Annotated in this window: 1 protein-coding gene; it reads left to right on the forward strand. The window is 49.6% G+C overall.

Going from position 1 to position 1,084, the window contains the following annotated elements; genetic code table 11:
• Positions 1-583 precede the first annotated feature (583 nt).
• Positions 584-904: an Rrf2 family transcriptional regulator gene (locus Q0236_RS04145; RefSeq protein ID WP_297915410.1), complete on the forward strand. Its 321-nt coding sequence runs from the start codon at positions 584-586 to the stop codon at positions 902-904.
• Positions 905-1,084: the final 180 nt, after the last annotated feature.

The raw sequence follows: 1,084 nt of genomic DNA on the forward strand, positions 1-1,084 counted from the left end.
CGGACGGCAAGAGATGCTTCAAGGCGGGCGCGCAGGGGATGAAGTTTATCTGTATCCAGACCAAACGCGGCAGCCTGGAGCAATACACGATGGATGATGGCGTGATAAACGAGGACGTAAAGCCAAACTGGCTGTAAAATACGCGAGGCGCGCGACAAAATGCGGGCGTAAATTTTAAACTACGCGGCGCGGCAGACGGCGCCAAATGTGCGAGCGCATTAACCGCGGCGGCTGTGCGATCAAACAAATCAAATTTAAAGGAGAAACAATGAAAGTGGCAATCATTGGAGCAAACGGAAAAACAGGTTCAAATTTGGTGCAAGAAGCCCTAAAATAAGGGAATGACGTAACGGCTATCGTGCGAAACAAAGAGTATAAAAATGGCGACGTCAAAGTAATTTATAAAGATATTTTTGAGTTAACAAAGGCCGATCTAGCTGGCTTTGACGCCGTTATCAGCGCATTTGCGGCATAGAGCGACGAGACCTTCCCGCTTCATAAAAAGGTAGCAAAACACCTAGCAGACGCACTTAGCGGTACGAAAACAAGGCTACTTGTCATCGGCGGCGCGGGTACGCTATACGTGGACGATAAGCAGACGATGGTTATGGATACGCCAAGCTTTCCTGCCGGGTACATGGGCGTCGCAAAGGCTACGGCGGAGTCGTTTTTCGAGCTAAAAGGTAGAACGGGCGTGCTATGGACATACGTCTCGCCTGCCGGAGACTACGACGCAAATGGCGCTCGCACGGGTAAATACGTCCTTGGCGGCGATAATCTAATCCTAAACTCTAAAAACGAGAGCTACATCAGCTACGCAGACCTCGCGCTCGCGGTCATAGACGAGCTAAAAAACGGCGCTTTCGTGCAAAAGCGCTTTACCGCCGTCGGCGAGAGAACGTGAGCTTAAAATTTTGCTTAATTTAGCTAAAATAACGCCGCACGAAACTAACGTGCGGTTTTAAATTTAAATCAAGGCCGGTTATGCAAGTAGGTATAAAATTTTCACTCGCGGTTCACATCATGCTCTGCGTCGCGTATTTTCGCGAGGAGAAGGTCACGGGCGATTTCGTCGCCGCAAGCT

Source organism: uncultured Campylobacter sp., from assembly GCF_938031315.1.
In the GTDB taxonomy this organism is placed as follows: Bacteria; Campylobacterota; Campylobacteria; order Campylobacterales; family Campylobacteraceae; genus Campylobacter_B.